11 protein-coding genes are annotated in these 17,285 nt (G+C 41.2%); 5 read left to right on the forward strand and 6 right to left on the reverse strand.

What is annotated here, in order from left to right:
• Window positions 1–19 precede the first annotated feature (19 nt).
• The gene (locus AB669_RS04910) at window positions 20–3,523 is read right to left on the reverse strand and encodes a TonB-dependent receptor (protein ID WP_047798184.1); all 3,504 of its coding nucleotides are present in this window, start codon (window positions 3,521–3,523) and stop codon (window positions 20–22) included.
• A 122-nt stretch (window positions 3,524–3,645) separates the two neighbouring features.
• Window positions 3,646–4,800 (reverse strand): FecR family protein, encoded by a 1,155-nt coding sequence (locus tag AB669_RS04915; protein WP_047798185.1) that lies wholly within the window; start codon window positions 4,798–4,800, stop codon window positions 3,646–3,648.
• Between the two features lie 178 nt (window positions 4,801–4,978).
• Here AB669_RS04915 and AB669_RS04920 point away from each other — a divergent pair, with 178 nt between their 5' ends.
• Window positions 4,979–5,578: a sigma-70 family RNA polymerase sigma factor gene (locus AB669_RS04920; RefSeq protein ID WP_197082355.1), complete on the forward strand. Its 600-nt coding sequence runs from the start codon at window positions 4,979–4,981 to the stop codon at window positions 5,576–5,578.
• 108 nt (window positions 5,579–5,686) lie between these two features.
• Here the strand turns inward: AB669_RS04920 and AB669_RS04925 are convergent, their stop codons facing one another.
• Complete coding sequence (locus AB669_RS04925; protein ID WP_047798187.1) at window positions 5,687–6,283, reverse strand: hypothetical protein; 597 nt, start codon at window positions 6,281–6,283, stop codon at window positions 5,687–5,689.
• Window positions 6,284–6,454: 171 nt separating this feature from the next.
• Here AB669_RS04925 and AB669_RS04930 point away from each other — a divergent pair, with 171 nt between their 5' ends.
• Together AB669_RS04930 and AB669_RS04935 are read left to right on the forward strand one after the other, a co-directional pair.
• Window positions 6,455–7,327 carry an AraC family transcriptional regulator gene (locus AB669_RS04930; RefSeq protein WP_047798188.1) on the forward strand — a complete coding sequence of 291 codons (873 nt, stop codon included), beginning with the start codon at window positions 6,455–6,457 and terminating at the stop codon, window positions 7,325–7,327.
• A gap of 92 nt (window positions 7,328–7,419) precedes the next feature.
• Window positions 7,420–9,228 (forward strand): DNA polymerase III subunit gamma/tau, encoded by a 1,809-nt coding sequence (locus AB669_RS04935; protein WP_047798189.1) that lies wholly within the window; start codon window positions 7,420–7,422, stop codon window positions 9,226–9,228.
• 133 nt (window positions 9,229–9,361) lie between these two features.
• Here the strand turns inward: AB669_RS04935 and AB669_RS04940 are convergent, their stop codons facing one another.
• The gene (locus AB669_RS04940; protein WP_047798190.1) at window positions 9,362–9,769 is read right to left on the reverse strand and encodes a hypothetical protein; all 408 of its coding nucleotides are present in this window, start codon (window positions 9,767–9,769) and stop codon (window positions 9,362–9,364) included.
• Window positions 9,770–9,853: 84 nt separating this feature from the next.
• Complete coding sequence (locus tag AB669_RS04945) at window positions 9,854–10,846, reverse strand: AraC family transcriptional regulator (protein WP_047798191.1); 993 nt, start codon at window positions 10,844–10,846, stop codon at window positions 9,854–9,856.
• A gap of 80 nt (window positions 10,847–10,926) precedes the next feature.
• Here AB669_RS04945 and AB669_RS04950 point away from each other — a divergent pair, with 80 nt between their 5' ends.
• Window positions 10,927–13,371 carry a TonB-dependent receptor plug domain-containing protein gene (locus AB669_RS04950; protein ID WP_047798192.1) on the forward strand — a complete coding sequence of 815 codons (2,445 nt, stop codon included), beginning with the start codon at window positions 10,927–10,929 and terminating at the stop codon, window positions 13,369–13,371.
• Window positions 13,372–13,377: 6 nt separating this feature from the next.
• Window positions 13,378–14,796, forward strand: a complete 1,419-nt coding sequence (locus AB669_RS04955) for a hypothetical protein (RefSeq protein WP_047798193.1) — start codon at window positions 13,378–13,380, stop codon at window positions 14,794–14,796.
• Window positions 14,797–14,933: 137 nt separating this feature from the next.
• Here AB669_RS04955 and AB669_RS04960 read toward each other — a convergent pair whose 3' ends face one another.
• The gene (locus AB669_RS04960) at window positions 14,934–17,153 is read right to left on the reverse strand and encodes an NADP-dependent isocitrate dehydrogenase (protein ID WP_047798194.1); all 2,220 of its coding nucleotides are present in this window, start codon (window positions 17,151–17,153) and stop codon (window positions 14,934–14,936) included.
• Window positions 17,154–17,285 lie beyond the last annotated feature (132 nt).

Genomic DNA, 17,285 nt, shown 5'->3' on the forward strand with positions numbered 1-17,285 from the left:
TTTTCTTGTATTAAAGCCATTAAAATCCAAAATTGATACCCACAATAATGGTACGTGCAGTTGGGTAGGTACCCTGATCTACTCCCGGTGTGGTAGGATCGCTTCCCATTACGTTGGCTTCAGGATTGTAGCCGGAGTATTTGGTAATCAGGAAAGGATTTTGTGCAGTCACATAAAATCTGGCAGACTTTATCGAAAGTTTACGCAAAGCATTTTCTGATAAACGGTAACCTAAAGTAATGTTTCTTACCCTTAAATACGAACCGTTTTCAACACTCAGACTGGATAATGCCGGCCCTGGAAGTGAGGCTGTTGAAACAGGACTTGGATAAAGCACATCCCTGTCTGGAAAAGCGGGATCGAAATAATTATTAAAATATTTGCTTAACGAATTTTGATTGTGGTTACCGGTTAATGTCTGACGGTTATTCCCGTTAATGATGTTCACACCCTGAACCCCCTGAACCAAAATACTCAGGTCGAAGTTTTTATACTGGAAACTGTTGGTTAACCCATATGAAAAATCAGGCAGTCCGTGGCCAAGCGCCGTTACATCATTTGCATCGATTTTGCCATCACCATTCTGATCTTTGATAATCACATCCCCTACACTGTTTCCGGAAGTAGCTTTTGGATATTTTGCCAGATCTGCAGCATTTTTAAATATACCGATGATCTCGTAACCATACATGATACCCAATGGCTGACCAACCTGCACCTGGTATACATTATTCCAGCCGTTGATAGCCTGTACTGCAGGCAATGCACTCGGACCACCAAGATCTAAAACTTTTGTCTTGTAGGTAGAGAAATTGGCGTTTGCCTGCCACGTTACCTCTCCAAGTTTAAAATTGGTATTTGCAGAAACATCAAAACCCTTATTTTGCAGTTTACCCAGATTAGACTGGAAAGATGAGGTATAGCCTACCGCCAATGGCAATGCTTTATTCAGCAACATCCCGTTTGAATTACGCACAAAGTAATCGAAAGTAAGCACGATTTTGTTTTGCAATAAACCTATATCGGTACCAATACTGGTTTGATCGTTCTTCTCCCAGGTAAGATCAGGATTAGCAAAGCCTGTTTGCTGCGTACCAAAAACCCGGTTACTGCCCGAAGCATAGTTACGGTTGAGGGAAATGGAGTTTACATAAGTAAAACTTCCGATATTGGCATTACCCGTACGGCCATACCCCCCTCTCAATTTAAATTCGTTGATACCGATCTTCGCTAAACGCTCTTTTAAAAATGGTTCTTGTGCTAAGCGCCATCCCATTGAGAAGGAGGGAAACAGAGCAAACTTGTTATTTGAACCAAAGCGCGATGAACCATCCTGACGGACTGCTGCAGTGAAAAGGTATTTTTTATTATAATCATAAGTTAATCTGCCTGCATACGATACAAAAGTATTGGCATCAAAAAGTTCAGTACCCACTGTGTTTGGTGAAGCCAAAGGACTTTGAACAGAAGTGGTGGTGAATGTTCCGGGAAGGCCGGCAGTATAATTGATCTGCGATTCGTATTTCTGTGCAGAGAATAAGCCCAACAGGTTTAAATGATGCTTGCCGATTTGTTTATCGTAAGTTGCGGTATTTTCCCACACCCAGTCGAAGCTGTTGCGAACGTTATCAGAAGCAAAAATACCTGCCAGCTGAGGATTGGAAGCAGACGCAGTTGGCGCAGAACTATACGCCATTGTGCCGGGGATATAACCGTGCACCTGCTCATTTTCAAGCGTAGCACCGATATAGGTTTTTACTTTCAGATCGCGGATTGGTGTGTATTCCAGAAATGCATTACTCAAGGTACGGAAAGCCCTCGAGCGATTGATAGACTGGCTTAAAATACCAACCGGATTGTAAAAGTTTGAGGCCGAGAAAACTGATGTAGGCGACAGGTTGTAATTTAGTTCACGGTCGTAAGGCTGCGCTATATCTCCATTGGCACGATAAACCGGTACAATGGGCTGAAAAGTCAAAGCCTGATTTAAAGGACTTGGCAAGTTCAGATTGGCAACCAGCCCTGGAACACCGATGATAAAATCGGAAGGGTTTGCACCTGCACCACTAGCCTGACCTGAAGAGGGCTGCCTGTATTGCTCTGCATACGATGGCGAAATGGAAAAACCGAATTTTACATTCTTTACGATATCAGCATCCAGGTTCAGGCGCGTATTATAACGGGTATATTCCGTCCCAATCAATACACCCTTTTGCTTGAATAATCCTGCAGATGCACTGAAACGAACTTTCTCACTACCGCCTGCTGCATTAAATTCAAAACTTCTGATGGGTGCTGTTCTGAAGATCTCTTTCTGCCAGTCTACATCCGGCAGGTTGGAGATATCGCCATCTAAAATAGTTGGATAAGGCAGGTTTTTAATCCGGCTAAGCGCCTTTACCTGCTGCACATATTGATCTTTCTTTAAAACATCTATAAAACGGGTTACTTCCTGAATACCGGTATAGGCCGAAACGGAAAATACCGTTTTACCAGATTTACCTCTCTTAGTGGTAACCAAAACTACCCCATTAGCGGCTCTTGATCCATAGATAGCAGCCGATGCCGCATCTTTCAGTACTTCTAAAGATTCTATATCACTGGGATTAATCAGGTTAAAGTTTGAAGCAGTTTCCAAAGGATAGCCATCGACAACATACAAAGGGTCGTTTGATGAACTCAATGAACTCACCCCCCTTACCCTGATGGTTGGTGCGGCTCCTGGCTTGGCTCCCTGATCAGACTGAACCTGTACGCCTGCTGCCAGGCCCGCTAAGGCCTCGCCCGGAGTACTCACCGGCTGATTGCCAATGTTTTTTCCTTCCACTTTTGTGATGGAAGAAGTTACTGTTGAGCGCGACTGTGAGCCATAACCCACTACAACCACATCACCAAGCGATTGTGGCGTTTCAGATAAGGAAACATTTATCACCGTTTTTCCGGATATCGAAACCTCTTGGGTAACATAGCCAATGGAAGAAAACACCAGTGTGCCGGTTCCCGCAGGGGCTTTAATCACATAGGCTCCATTAGCATCTGTTGTTGTGCCTACCTTGGTACCTTTATACACAACACTCACTCCTGGCATTGTGCCACCTTTAGCATCGCTAACAGTTCCACTAATGCTGACCTGCTGAGGTGCCTGCACTTCTATCTTATTTTTTTTCTTAATTACAATTGTTGCATCATCCCCGAACAGGAGTTCTACCGGTTGTCCAGCGAAACAGGCATCGAGCACCTTTTGTAATTGTACATCCCTGACTTTTAAAGTAACCGGACTGGCAGTATTCATCACAGCAGCATCACAGATGAAGTTGTAGCCGGTTTGTTTGGTTAGCTGATTAAGTACTTCCCTTACAGGCGCATTTCTAACATCCAGCGTTACCTTCTGGCCAAAGCTCGATGCGCGTACCTGAAAAAAGAACACCATCGTCAGCATAATCGTAAGTCTCATAATTAATAGGATTTTTTGCCTATAGGAAGGCTGATCCCCACACTTAAGTGCAGTAAAATTTTTATACATTTGGTTAGGATTTTTAGTTATTATTTGGAAAAAATGATTGCTTTATTCCTTTAGCATTTTGCTATTAATGCCGGAGGTGGTCGTAACACTTCCGGTTTTTGGATTTAATTATAGTTGCGTATTTATTTTGCGATAACGGTTACCCTCCTTTCTTTAACCGAAAAATCAACTTTATCCAGCATTTCGATATTTTTAAGCAAACTTTTAAGCCCTTTTGAACGGGAATAATTCCCCTCAATATTGATATGATCCATGTTGCCTTTATAATCCACCTCAACATCATACCACCTGGAAATCTTTTTCATTACTGATGTGATGTTCTCATTGCTAAAAACAAACTGCTCATTTTTCCAGGCCATCACCTCATCAATATCTGCCTGTTTCACCATTAACCGGTCATCCAGATTGTTGACTACCATTTCACCGGGCTTTATCAATGCACTTTTATTTTTAGTATTTACTTTAACGGAGCCCTCCAGAAGAGTAGTTGTAATATTCTGATCGTCTTCGAAAGCACTGATATTAAAATGCGTACCCAGAACTTCAACTTGTTGCCTGCCGTTCACATCAATAATAAAGGGCTTCTTTTTATCTTTTGCTACTTCAAAATACCCTTCTCCACTTAGCAAAACCTTGCGGGTATTTCCTGAAAAAACCGTTGGGAAACTGAGTGATGAGCTGGAATTTAACCACACTTTCGTTCCGTCGGAAAGGGTAATATAATACTTTCCAGCCCTTGGAATGGAAATCTTATTTAAAGCAGCCAGGTTTTCGCCTGCTTTTTTATCTTTTGCGGTAAGCACAATACCATCTCCGGATTTTGATATGACACCACTTTGCTGGTCGTTCAACAAACCATTTTTATGCTCATCCAGCTGTATACTTTTTCCATCAGCTAAAGTGAGCACTGCGTTTGCCGATCCCGGGGCGATGTCTGCAGGAATAGGTTCGGTCTTTTTAACATTCACCTGCTGATGCTGTACTTCCGCTGGCTTGTAGAAAGTATGGATAAATATAAAAACGAGGATTGCAGCCGCGATGGAAGCGGCAATTCTAAAGGGAATAGAACGAAACCAGATTCGTCTGGGTACTTGTGGCGCTATATCATGGTGAATACGAGCCAGCAACAATAGCCGCAACTGCTCTTTACCAGGGCCGTCAAAATCATGATTTAAACCATTTTCTGACTGGTACGACAAAAGCAAGGAAATTTCCTCGGGACTGCATTTGCCTGCAAAGTATTGCTCACAAAGTGAAAGGTACTGTTCTTCGGACATGACGACTCAATGAAAGTTTAAATTTGGCTATTACTTATATAGATACCGAAACTACAGAGCACACACATAGAAAAAATAAAAAAAATGAAATTAATTAGAAAAGGTACTCCGAATAGCTCAAAAAGAGATTTCCTATTGTGAATTTTAAACACTAGTTTTATTGTATCATTCCATGACAATGACCAAACTTACAGACCTGGAACTATTCGACAAAATTGTTCTTGATGACATGAGCGCTTTTAACGAGCTGTTTAACCGTCATTGGGCGAAGGTGTATGGTGTGGCCATCAGGTATATAAAAGATGAGGAACTGGCACTGGAAATTGCCCACGACATTTTCGTGAATATCTGGAATAAAAGGAGTCAGCTCAATATTGATGCTTTCCAGAATTATGTAGTCACTTCAGCAAGTTACCATGGCATCAGAAAAAGCAAAGCCTTAAAAGCAATGCCCATCACCTATGTGGAAGATTATATAGAATCCGAACAGAACGTGTTAAAATTGCAACCCTATAGCAGCGTAAACCTGGGGGAACAAAAGATTGCCGAAGAAGAGTTTAACTCTGCAATCGCATCATTACTGGAGTCACTTCCAAATCGCTGCAGGGAAATTTACCTCATGAGCAGACATGAAAATTTAAGCATTGCTGAAATTGCACTTAAGCTTGAAATTTCAAAAAGAACAGTAGAAAATCAATTAACAGCTGCATTAAAACATTTGAGAACGGCCATGAAACTTTCAGGCATACTGATTATTTTATTCGGAAGATCTTTCTAATTGGCAAGCATAGTCATTCACAGTTAAGCTCCCTAATCCATAAAAGGCCATAAAACAAAAAAGGAGATGCCTTAACGGCATCTCCCTTTGTTTAGTTTATTGATAAAATTAGCGAGTTTCGATTGTTTTCACATAAGTCTGATTGTCATACTTCACAACAAATGTTAAAGCATTACCATCAGCACGGCTGATGTTGAACTTTTTAGTCAGTTTAGCTTTGTTTTTGAATACCTGAGTATAAAGCTCGTCATTACTTTCGTTGAGTACTTGTACTTCAACCTCGCCAGCTTTAGGCTGCTCGAAGTTTAAAGTGATCACATCATCTTCACCTTTAGTAATTACCGGTTTGTAAAGCTCAGTGATTTTCGGTGCAGAAAACAAAGCCTGGTTGTTTGTGATGGTGATATCGTATTGTGCCAGTCTTGATCCCGACTCCACTTTCATGGTATAATTCCCATCTGGCAAAGCGTTCAGGTCATAAGTTTTGGTAGAGCTCGCTTTAGCAAATAATTTTTGCTCAAATAACACTTCATTATTTGCACCGGTAATTGATAAGTTGAAATCATTAGCTTCATTAATTTGAAAACTGATGGTTTTTTCTTTCTCACTTTTAGATTTTAACGAAAAATCTCCATCATTTGCCTGAGCAATTGAAGATGTTAAAGAAATTGCTGCGATTATTGCGAATTTGAATACGTTTTTCATGATAAAATAGATTAAAGCGTGTACAATTATTTTATGATGCTAAATTATGACAGTTTTTGAAGCCAAAAAGATTCAATATTGATCAATATATATGCTATTTTAACCCAATAACCAATCATTTGTCATAACCATGTCAATTCAGCATATTTACAATAGAATTTGTTTAAAATTATGAAAACGTTAAGACCTGGTTTCGAAGTGGTAGAACCCTCATTTGGTAGTTCTTTTACCTATTCTAAATATGTACAGAACGAGAATAATAAGGCACACCTCTGGCATTATCACCCCGAGATCGAAATGGTATTCGTAAATGGAGGATCCGGAAAGCGGCAAATCGGGAGCCACGTATCTTATTATACTGATGGTGATTTAATTCTCATTGGCAGCAATATCCCACATTGTGGATTTACGGATACCAATACCGGCAACAAAACTGAAGTGGTGATCCAGATGAAACCTGATTTTCTGGGAACAGAATTTTTAAAACTCAAAGAGACCCGTGGTATTGCCAGCTTGTTTGAAAAAGCGAAAGATGGTATCGCCTTCGGCAGGGATACCATGAAGCTTGTTGGGCCAACGCTCGAAAAAATGCATAACGCATGGCCTCTTGAAAGGCTTCTGGCATTGTTGGGCGTATTGAGGGAGTTAGAGCAGGCCTCAGACTATAAAATTTTAAATGCACTGAATTATTCTCTCGAAATGCAGGTTCAGGATAACGACCGGATCAATATGATTTTCAATTACGTGAAAGATCATTTCCAGGAGCAAATGCGCCTAGATGAGATCGCAGAAATGTCGAGCATGACGGTGCCCGCATTCTGCAGGTATTTTAAAAAGATTACTAAAAAAACCTTTACCCGTTTTGTAAACGAATACCGTGTGGTACACGCATCCAAGCTACTGGCCGAAAAACACATCAGCATCACAGCCATTTCGTTCGAAAGCGGATTCAACAATTTCAGCCATTTTAATAAAATCTTTCACGAGTTTACCGGGAAAAGCGCATCAGAATACCGGAATGAGCTGAAGTCCATTATTAAGTAGCGATATAAGTTAGCAAGTAGTAAGAATCCCAACTTTTCAACATTCCAGTTTTTCAATCCCGCGACATCTAAATTTTTCCTATTTTCGTGGCGATGGAAAATTTTATTGTTTCTGCCCGTAAATATCGTCCGGCTACATTTGAAACCGTAGTGGGGCAACAACATATTACAGGTACGTTAAAAAACGCCATTAAAAACAACCAGCTGGCACAGGCGTTTTTATTCTGCGGTCCACGCGGGGTTGGTAAAACCACCTGCGCACGGATCCTGGCTAAAACCATAAACTGTACTAATCCTACAGCTGATATGGAGGCCTGCGGACAGTGCGACAATTGTCAGTCTTTTCAAAACGGACATTCCTTTAATGTACATGAATTAGATGCGGCATCGAACAATTCTGTTGATGATATCCGGAGCTTAATTGAACAGGTTAGGATTCCGCCACAAGCCGGTAAATACAAAATCTACATCATAGATGAGGTACACATGCTTTCACAAAGTGCATTTAATGCCTTTTTGAAAACCCTGGAAGAACCGCCATCTTATGCCATATTTATTTTAGCTACAACAGAAAAGCATAAAATCCTGCCAACCATCTTATCGCGTTGCCAGATTTTTGATTTCAACCGCATTCAGGTAGACGATATTGCCGGACACCTTTCTAAAATAGCGGAACGCGAAAACATTGCTTTTGAAGCAGACGGACTACACATAATTGCCCAAAAAGCAGACGGTGGTTTACGTGATGCACTTTCAATGTTCGATCAGATTGCCAGCTATGCCAATAAAAACATTACGTACAAAGCGGTAATTGATAACCTGAATATTTTAGATTATGATTATTTCTTTAAGGTTACCGGGCATTTAACTGCAGCTGAAGTGAGCCAGACTTTGCTGTTATTCGATGAAATTCTGAATAATGGTTTCGACGGTAATAATTTTATCAATGGTTTAGCTACGCACTTTCGTAATCTTCTGGTGGGTAAGGATGCTGCAACCATCAAACTGTTGGAAGTTAGTGACAATATCAGGCAAAAATACCTCGATCAATGCAGGCAAACTGAACTTTCGTTTTTGTTAACCGCACTGAATCTGGCAAATAACTGCGACCTGAACTATAAGAATTCCAAGAATCAGCGCTTACAGGTTGAACTCGCTTTAATTAAGATGTGCCATATACGATCAGTCGTACAACTCGCACAACAGCCTTTAAGCCCTAACAACACAGCAACTGATCAAGATCAGGATAAAAAAAAAACTGATGTCGTAACCGGAACAGCCCAAACCCCACAAGCAAAAGCTCAAAATGAAAACCCTGCGGTTAGCATTCCACCCCCCCCGGTTTCCTCAGCCCCGCCTTTACCGGACAGATCGCAACAGCCGGCCTCGGCACCGGCAGGCTCGTCTACATCCATTAGTATCAATATTCCCAGGAAAAATGTTGGCACATTAATTCCTTCATTGAATGATTTGGAGCGTTTAGCAAGCGGCGAAGATGATGGCACACCTAAAACCGTTACTGGTGAGGCAAGAACCCCTTTTACAAATGAGCGATTACAGGAAGTATGGAGTATTTATGTTCAGCAACTCAAAGCTGCTGATAAGATTAACCTTTTTACCATCCTGAATAATTTTCCACCTACATTGGTTTCTCCAATTTTAATCGAGATATCTGTAGAGAGCAAAACGCAGGAACAGTTTGTGGTGCAGGAATCTGTCGAGCTGATGAACTACCTCCGTAATACGCTGCAGAATTTTGCAGTCGATATTACTTTCAAGCAGGTGGAGCGCAAGATTGAAAACAGACTATATGGCAACAGGGAGAAGTATGAATACCTGGTTACTAAAAACCCTAAGCTGGAAGATCTGCGCAGGCGTTTTAATTTAGATATCAACCCATAGCAGCAAATACGCTACTCAGGAAATCAACACAATTTTTTGAAATAAAAAAAGCAGGAAATGCTTCGTTGCATCATCCTGCTTTCAATTTATGATTGTTTCGCCAGCTTAACACCTTTCGGTATTGATCAGCCAACTATTTTTGGGGTTCATCGTTAATCGGATAGCCTTCCTCATCTAAATCATCACGATCATCTTCCGGAGTACGGGCTAAGATTTCATCTTCAGGAGTTAATTTTACACTCTCGCCATTGTCCACGTGCATACCCAGTTCTTCAAGGTTGTCTTCGGCTACTTCTTCATTTCTGGCGTACTCATCACCTACATAAGGGTTAGCCTCGTCATAAGTAGAGTCGTCATCTTTGGCGCCTGCAGCTACCGTTTCATAACCCATCGGGTGATCGTAATCTTCATCTGTACCTTTTACATCAAGCTCATAACTTTGCTTATTTTCATCATAAGCCAGATTCTCTTTATTGATTTCAGGGTTTTCTGTAGTACTATGTATTTTATCTTTCGATCCTTTATCTTCGTTAATTGCCATTGTATTGGTCTCCTATATATTTATAGAGGTATAACAAAAGACGGCCAATATGGTTTTATAGGGCAGCTTGAAAATTCGGTGAGATTAGGCGGCAAGAAAATTAGAATCCTGTAAAAATGCTATAATATCTTCCAGAAAAAGCAATAAAGAAAGCTTCCCTCCTTTGATTTGATTGGGCAAACATCCAAAGTATTTTTTGAAGGCATTTGTAAAGTGGGTGGCATGCTTGTAACCAGTCTTCTTGGAAATTTCTGCTATGGTAATGTCGGTGCCAATAAGCATTTCTTTGGCTTGTTCCAGTTTGTATTGATTCAGATAAGAATAGACAGATTTACCGTAAAGGAGTTTGAAATCGCGTTTCAAATTAAATTCATTTGTACCCACCAGATGTGCAAGTGCACGCAAGGATAGCTGATCACCACTCTGATTGATCAAAATTGCTCTTGCCTGCTGCATGCGTTCAACTTCTGATTTTTTCAGCGATGGGCTGGCATCGATGCTTTGTATCTGTTCAAACTGCGTAATCTGTAAAGCAAAAAGTTCAATCACTTTTGACTCCAGTAAAAGCTGATCAGAAAAGCCGGCTTGTAGTGAATTGCAAAGTCTTTTTAAAATGGCATCAATCTCAGGCGTAATCCGCATATTATTTAACGCCAGCGCTAGGGGATTCCCCTGATCTCCCATAAACAACTGCTTAAATGCTAAGTGATCAGCTGGGAGGAACCGGGTCAAAAAAGTGCTGCTGATATTGATGCAAATCACTTCGTCTGCCTGCCCGGCCACAGCTAGCGTATCTTTAAAAGGCAAACGGCAAAAATTGTGCTGGCGACTTTCAATTTCAGCAAAGGTGCCAGCTTCCCCTTTTCTCCTGATTTTCACATTTCCTTTGAGCACAAAAATCATCTGAAAAGTTTCATACTCTTTGGCGTCGCTATGCGTCAGGCGAATTTCCACTTTTCTGCGGTCTTCGGAATACGTTCTGTAGCTCGCCTGGATATTCTGGTTGTATAAAAATACGCTTTCCGCAAGAGTTTGAGATTCTCCTTTTCGCGTCACTATTTCTTCCGATGGCGTCATATTCAGATTTTATCTTTGCGCAAAGCTATTCTTATTAAGACCGATTCTAAAGAATAAGTTTAAAAAGTTACAAACTAATCATGAAACAAGCCTTATTATCCACGCTATTGGTATGGTGTTCTATTTCTGTGTTTGCTCAAATGGGTACGCTGTCAGGTAAAATTACCGGTAATGATGGCCAACCTATGGATGGAGCTACGGTGAGCATTAAGGAGCTTAACAGAAGTACCATGACTACTCGGGAAGGAAAATATGAATTGAAGGGCTTGAAATATGGCAGTTATACAATCATAGTGAGTTCGGTAATTTCACACCGGAAAACACAGTCGATAAGCATTAATTCGCCAGTATTCACATTTGATGTTAAGGTAAAAGAAATCAGTGATCAGAACCTGCAGGAAGTCAGCGTAGCCGGCAAAACCGAAAAACGAAAAATGGAAACCAGTGGCTTTGCGGTATCGGTTATCGAAACCAAAGAAGCTTCGCTAAGAAATCTGACCACCAATGAACTTTTAGATCGTGCAGTAGGTGTAAGGGTCCGCCAGAATGGTGGCGAGGGTTCGCCGATAGAATACAACCTTAACGGCATGTCCGGTAGCACCATAGGTCTTTTCCTGGATGGCATCGAGATTTCGACCTATGGTTCTTCTTTTAACCTGAATAACATCCCGCCATCAATGATCGAGCGCATTGAAGTATATAAAGGCGTCCTCCCTGCTCACCTGAGTGGTAATTATATCGGCGGAGCAATCAACGTGATTATGAGAAAAGATGCTTCTGCAAATAACATCACTGCTTCGGCATCTTATGGATCGTTTAACACCTACCGGGGAGACCTGAGCGCATTATACCGCAATGAGAAAAATGGTTTTACCGCCAGGGCATCTGGTTTTTACAGCCATTCTGACAACAACTATGAAATGTGGGGGAAGTTTTCCAAGTATACCCTACCTGGCGGCAGAATTGTGAGAAACTACCGCATCAAACGGCCTAACGATGAGTTTGAAACCGTAGGCGGACGTTTTGAAGCTGGTTTTACCAATGTCAAATGGGCCGACCAGTTCTTTATTGGTTATAATATTTCAGACTCCTATAAAGAGATTCCACATGGGGTAACGATGACCAAACCTTACTTTGGAAGATTTAATAAATATCAGGCGCACGTATTTAGCCTTAACTATAATAAGAACAACTTCTTGGTCAATGGACTGGCATTAACCCTAAATGCAGTGCACAGCAGAAGGAGTACCTACCTGGAGGATACGGTAAGTTTAAGATATAACTGGGATGGAACCTTGCTGGTAAAAAATTCTGAAGGTCCGCCGGAGACTTATGGTTACAGCCCTGGCCAGGGACAACAGGGCGTTGCGGTAATGAGTAATATTGAAAGGCAAATTTCAAATATCAGGTCTAACCTGGCGTACACGATTGTAAGCGGACACCGGGTATCCTTAAACCACAAATTTGAAAAATCAGACCGTAATGATCAGGATTTACTCATTCCCGACCGTAGCAGGTGGATTACACAGAATGGCCTGACCACAAATATCTTCGCCATGAACTATGAGGCAGAACTGTTCAAAGGAAAGTTAAAAACCAACATCTTCGGCAAGTATGCCATTTATCAGACCGACCAGCGCATCCCCACCAATGAACTGAATGGTGTATTGATTTATCAGCGCAATAGTTCTACCCGCGATAACAAAGGTTTTGGGGGTACCGCTTCCTACGAAGCGATCAAAAATGGTTTCATTATCTTTTCCGCAGAGAAATCCTTTATCATGCCTACAGACAGGCACATCTATGGTGAGCCGGAAAACAACCTGCTGGCCAATCCTGAAATCCAGCCTGAGCTTGCCATAAATTACAACCTCGGAGGAAGATATAACTTCATCTCTTCTGGCAAGCATAAATTTTCATTATACGGAAATGCTTTCTGGCGGAACGGGTACGATAAAATCATTCAGCAAACACGTATAGACCCGGTAATAGAAGGGCGTGAAAATCAAGTCGAAGATATCCAGGTGACGCAATTCGTTAATCTCTCCAAAACCCAATCCATCGGGTTTGAGGCCGAAATAAACTACATCTATAATAACAAACTGAACGCTATGCTGAATTTTTCCAAATTCAATTCACTTTACAAGGTAGAACTGGATGAAAGGGGAAATCCGCATAGCCTGTACAACAAACAAATTCCAAATGAGCCGTATTTTACCGTAAACGGCAATATACAGTACCGGTTTAACAACATCTTTCAAAAGAAGTCAGTCACCAATTTCTACTATAATGCAGGCTATGTTGCCTCATTTAGTACCATCTGGATGGAATCAGAATGGTTTACCACGCCTAACCAGCTCACGCATGACCTGGGTGCGAGTTACCGCTTCCCCAATGGAAAACTGGTAGCCAGTCTGGACTGCAAAAACATGCTCAACGCAGAGGTTTATGACAACTTTGGGGTTCAAAAACGAGGGAGAGCAATCTATTTCAAATTAAACTACACCATAAATAACTTTAAATAATACGATATGAAAACAAATTTATTTAAGACCGCATTGTTCGGATCTGTACTGGCGATAAGTGCCATAGCTGGCTGTAAAAAGGATGGTAGCGATGATACTGAAACTTCAGTTTCAGGCGCAGACACCTGGGCGAGAAAATACATCACTTTAACCGCAGCTTTTCCCGACGCAGAAGGTACTGCCGGAAATGGTGGTACCATGGCCTATGCCATTACCCCTGCTCAGGCTATTAATCCAAATTTCGAGGTAAATGTTTTTACCAATGGCTATAGCTTAAGGTCGCAGCGCACAGCACGTGTACAGGGTTCGGTTAACGGAAATTTCTTATACAACATTCAGTACACTGGTACTGACGGTGGTATATTTAACAAATATAAAGTTGAAGGTGAGAAAAATTTTGTTGATACCCGTGAAGAAGTAAATACTGAACCCATATTAGGTACTGCGCCAAGATGGGTTGTGGCTGCTGAGGGAGTTGGTATCGGTGTTTTTGCATCCTCAGTAATTACCGGCGCGCCGGCTACAGGTGCTGGTGCCGATTTTGTTGATGTGAAAAGTACAGCGAAAATAGCGGTATTGAACCTGAATGATCCGCAAATCACCCGTCAGGTGGAATTTACCATTCCTTTCAGCGCTGACCAAACCAAAGCTGGTTACCAGATCGGCCGTATTGATGTTCCCGTATTAAATGCAGCTAAAACAAAGATCTTCATTGGTTGCAATGTGAGCAGAACAGATGTGACAAAAAAATCTGGTGTGAACACTGCAGGAACAGCACAAACCTGGTCTAATGGTACAAGAGAAATCGGTACTGCAACATTGGTGGTGGATTATCCTTCTTTAGCTAACCCCAAGTTAATTTTTGTAGATCCCGCTATCAGTAAAGTAAATAATCATTCATATCGTACCATGACCCAATATGTGGGTACCGATGGAAATGTTTATCAGGCAACAGCAACTTCAGGATCTCAGATTCTGCGAATTAATGCATCAACAAGTGAGTATGATAACAGTTATAACTTCGATTTGAAAACGGCTCTTGGCACAAGTAACAACGTGGCCATTAGTGCATGGAGATATGTTAAAGATGGTATCGGTATTGTACTTTTTACCGAAACAAACGTAAGGGGCGGCTACCTGGCTCTGATTGATTTAAATACCAGGACGGCAACACGATTAACTACAGAGAATCAAACAGACGGAGGTTTTTCGGGATTAACTGCTGCTCAAAACGGTGGAACCGCTTTAACCGGCACATTTGGTCAGTTTCAGAACATCGGTCTTGCAGGCGATAACATCTATGTTCCGTTGAGCCCAAATGGCGCAGACGGAAACCTTTATGTCATCAACTATAAAACCAAAGTGGTTACCAAAGGAGCGAAATTAAAAAATCAATCCGGTAGTTTTTATTTGGGTGCTTATTAAGCGTTATTGTTTATCTTGAATGAATAAAAAGGACAATCATTTTGCTTGTCCTTTTTTGTTGCTTGACAGCCAAATACAAAGAAAGCCCAACCGGAGTAAATTCGGTTGGGCTTTGAACTATATTTTTACAGCTTAGTTTATAAAGATGCTAATGCTGCATTTAAGGTTTCACTTGGACGCATCGCTTTTCCAGCTAACTCATCAATTGGATGGTAATAACCACCAATTTGTTGCGCTTTACCTTGAGAGGCAATCAACTCATCAGTAATTTTAGCTTCGTTTTCAGTCAATACTTTTGCTAAAGGAGCAAATCTCGCTTGCAATTCAGCATCTTTAGTCTGTGCAGCTAATGCTTCAGCCCAATATAAAGCCAGATAGAAATGAGAACCGCGGTTATCAATGGTACCCAATTTTCTGCCCGGAGATTTATCTGTAGCTAAGAATTTCGCATTAGCCTCATCCAAAGCATCTGCTAACACCTGTGCTTTAGTGTTGTTTTGTGTTTGCGATAAATGCTCTAATGAAGCCTGAAGTGCAAGAAGTTCACCTAATGAATCCCAACGCAAATAACCTTCTTCAATAAATTGCTCAATATGTTTCGGAGCCGAACCACCTGCACCGGTTTCAAATAAACCGCCACCATTCATTAAAGGAACGATAGAAAGCATTTTTGCAGAAGTACCCAACTCTAAAATCGGGAACAAATCTGTTAAATAATCACGTAATACGTTACCTGTAACAGAAATAGTGTCTTCACCTTTACGGATACGCTCCAAAGTGAATTTAGTCGCATCAATAGGTGCAAGGATACGAAGATCTAAACCTGTGGTATCGTGGTCTTTCAGATAGTGATTTACCTTAGCAATGATTTCTCTGTCGTGCGCCCTGTTTTCGTCTAACCAGAAAACAGCAGGTGTTTCAGATAAACGTGCCCTGTTAACGGCCAGTTTAACCCAATCCTGAATTGGAGCGTCTTTAGTCTGGCACATCCGGAAAATATCTCCTGTAGCTACTTTCTGATCGAAGAACACTTTACCTTCAGCATCAGTTACACGGATTACCCCGTTAGCAGCAGCCTGAAAAGTTTTGTCATGTGATCCATACTCCTCAGCTTTCTGAGCCATTAAACCAACGTTCGGAACCGTTCCGATTGTTGTCACATCGAAAGCACCATTCGCTTTGCAATCTTCAACGGTTGCAGTATATACTCCAGCATAAGAACGGTCTGGAATTAAAGCAATCGTATCCTCAGGTTTACCCTCTTTATTCCACATTTGTCCTGACGTACGGATCATGGCAGGCATAGAAGCATCCACAATCACATCACTTGGAACATGCAGGTTGGTAATTCCTTTATCAGAATTTACCATGGCTAAAGCAGGTCCGTTTGCTATGGCTTCGGCTAACGCAGCCTCAACTTCAGCCTGCTGAGCATTTCCGGCGATCTTGGAATATACATCACCTAAACCATTTCTGGTATCGATATTTAGGGTTTTAAACAGCTCTGCGTATTTCGCAAATACATCTGCAAAGTAAACTTCAACAATGGCGCCGAAAATGATGGGGTCAGAAACCTTCATCATGGTAGCCTTTAAGTGTGCTGATAACAATACGCCGGCAGCTTTAGCTTCCTCAATTTCTTTGGCAACAAAAGTTTTCAATGCAGACAGGCTTAATGCTGAAGAATCAATCACTTCACCCGCTTTAAGTGGAGCAAGGCCTTTCAATTCAGTTACCGTTCCATCTTCCCCGACAAATTCAATTTTAAACTGGGTAGCCGATTCTATCGTTGTTGATTTCTCAGAACCATAAAAATCACCCTCAGTCATGCTGGCTACTTTGGTTTTCGAATCTGCAGACCATTTACCCATTGAGTGTGGATTCTGTTTTGCATAGTTCTTAACCGCCTTTGGTGCCCTGCGGTCAGAGTTACCCTCACGTAAAACCGGGTTTACAGCAGAACCTAAAACTTTTGCATATTTAGCTTTAATGGCTTTTTCCTCTTCAGTTTGTGCATTATCAGGATAATTTGGGAGTGCATATCCCTGAGCCTGTAATTCTGTGATTGCACCAACCAACTGCGGAATAGATGCCGATATATTTGGTAATTTGATAATGTTTGCCTCTGGAGTAGTGGCTAGGGCACCAAGCTCTGCCAAAGCATCACCTATTTTCTGATCGTCTTTTAAATACTCAGGAAAGTTTGCCAAAATTCTTCCTGCTAAAGAAATATCTCTAGTTTCTACATCAATACCAGCTGAAGCTGTAAAGGCTTGTACAATAGGTAAAAGGGAGTAGGTCGCCAACATGGGTGCCTCATCTGTTTTGGTGTAGATAATTTTTGATGTATTTGACATGTTTAATTGATTTTTACTGATTATAGTTTAATGAATAGGATTGTATCAACCCTTTTTTTAAAATCGCCTAAAGATAAAAGAATCGTATGAATTAAGGAACTTTAACCTCTTATTTATGGAGTTTAAATGTCA

Origin of the sequence: Pedobacter sp. BMA (assembly GCF_001027745.1) — a bacterium.
GTDB lineage: Bacteria > Bacteroidota > Bacteroidia > Sphingobacteriales > Sphingobacteriaceae > Pedobacter.